At 70.1% G+C, this 2,025-nt stretch carries 1 protein-coding gene; it reads right to left on the reverse strand.

Annotated elements, in window-relative coordinates; all coding sequences use genetic code 11:
- Positions 1-427: 427 nt before the first annotated feature.
- A partial coding sequence (locus FFS23_RS19870; RefSeq protein ID WP_249340776.1) for an alkaline phosphatase family protein occupies positions 428-2,025 on the reverse strand: 1,598 nt, incomplete at its 5' end.

Raw genomic sequence — 2,025 nt, forward strand, 5'->3', positions numbered from 1 at the left:
TGGGTGGGACCCACCTGCCCTTCGACAGGCTCAGGGCGAACGGTTGGGGGTGGGCTGGAAGGTGGCGTCAGCCGGATCGACATTCTGGCAAACTCCTCCCCCGCCAGGGGGAGGTGGCAGCGCAATGCGCTGACGGAGGGGGAGGACACGGAGCAGACGTGTCGCTTACCTCCCCCTCCGTCATGCCTGCGGCATGCCACCTCCCCCTGGCGGGGGAGGAATTACGCTACGACGATGAATGTCGATCCCGGCTAGGTCGCGACAGTCGGTCGGCTTAGAACTTGAGCGTACCCCGGCGGAGGCCGGGGTCCAGTTGGGTGGAGGTTTACGATACCTTACAGCGGCCTTCCCGACTGGGCCCCGGCCTCCGCCGGGGTACATGGGCGCTTCGGGAGGTTCTGCTCCCGCAGCCGCCCCGGCGCGCGCATCACCGCGCGCACGTATCCGCGGCGCCGGGGTCGAGGTCGAGGCAGCGGCCGTCGAGGCCCTTGACCGGCAGGCCGATCGTCGCCGCCAGCGTCGGGGCGATGTCGACCGTCTCCACCGACAGCGGCTGTTCGAAGCCGGGCATGGTCTTGCGCCAGAAGAGGATCGGCACGCGGCGGTCATAGTCCCACGGCGAACCGTGCGTCTCGACATAGCCGGGTCCGGGCGATTCGATCGTCGTGATGCGCGGCTTGAGCAGGACGAGTAGGTCGCCCGAGACGTCCGGGTCGAACGAGGCGCGGGCGCGTTCGAGCAGCGTCCAGGTCTCGGGCGGGGTCGTCGCGAACGGCTGGGCGGCGATCTGTGCCCTGGTGAAGGCGGCGGCGACCTGCGGCTGCGCGGCGAAGCGCTTTTGCGCCTTGGCGAGCACACGCGCACGGTTGGCGGGCGACAGGCCCTTGGCGAGATAGACGTCGCCCTCGGCACCGACCAGCACCGGCCCCTTGAGGCCGAGCGCCGCCGATACCGCGGCGTCGACCGTCTTGATCGACGCGTCGGCGGAGACGTGCTGCTCCATCGGCATCGCATGCTGCTGCTGCCGCTCGGTCATGTCGTGCGCGCCGTGGTCGGCGGTCAGCACCACCTCGTAATCGAGGTTCCAGCTGTCGAGCGCGGCGAAGAAGCCGGCGAGCGTCTGGTCGAGCTGGTCCATCTGGATGCACATCTCGGTGCCCTGGGTGCCGAGCGAATGGCCGATATAGTCGGTCGCCGAGGCGCCGATGTCGATGATGTCGGTGGTCTGGCCCTGGCCCAGCTTCATGTCCTGGATCAGCCCGGCGGCGATCGCGAAGACCGCGGCGTCGCTGGCGGGCGAGGCGCGGAACGCCTTGAGGTCGCCCGCGGCGCGTTCGAACCGGCCCTGGCCGTAGACGGTGCCGGCGACGGTGATCGGCCGGTTCAGCGGCTGACAGAAAGCGGGCAGCGGCAGCGCCTCCTGCGGCCGGGCGATCAGCGCGGCGACTGCGTCGCGACCGCGCTGCACCGCGCGCGGCACGGCGCGGCCGGCATAGCTGCTGTAGGTCTTGCCGTCCCACCACCACAGTTCGTCGACCTTGTGGCCGCCCATCATCACCGCGGCGCGATCCTTGCCCGCGACCGAGACGACGCGGGTGGCGGGGCGCGCCGCCTTCATCATCTCGCCCAGCGTCGGCACCTTGAGATGCCTGTCGCTGACGACGTAGGTGTTGTGGTCGGTGCCGGGGACGGTCTCGTCCTCGGTGCAATAGACGGTCTTGTCGGGGCGGGCGATCGACTGGTCGATCCAGTTGTTGGCGACGATGCCGGTGTGCGCGGGACGCATGCCGGTGAGGATCGTCGAATGGCCCGGGCAGGTCTCGGTCGCGGCATGGCTCTGATAGCCCGAAGGGAAGACCGCGCCGGTCAGCAGCCGCGCGAAGCCGCCGGTGAAATGGCTGCGATATTGCTGGAACAGATCGGCGGAAAACTGGTCGACCGAGATCGCGACGATCAGCCGCGGCGGCGTGGTCGGTGCCGGTGCCGGGGTGGCCGCGGGCGCGGCCGGCGCGGGCGCCTGTTGGG

Source organism: Sphingomonas sp. 2SG, assembly GCF_005503285.1.
In the GTDB taxonomy this organism is placed as follows: domain Bacteria; phylum Pseudomonadota; class Alphaproteobacteria; order Sphingomonadales; family Sphingomonadaceae; genus Sphingomonas; species Sphingomonas taxi.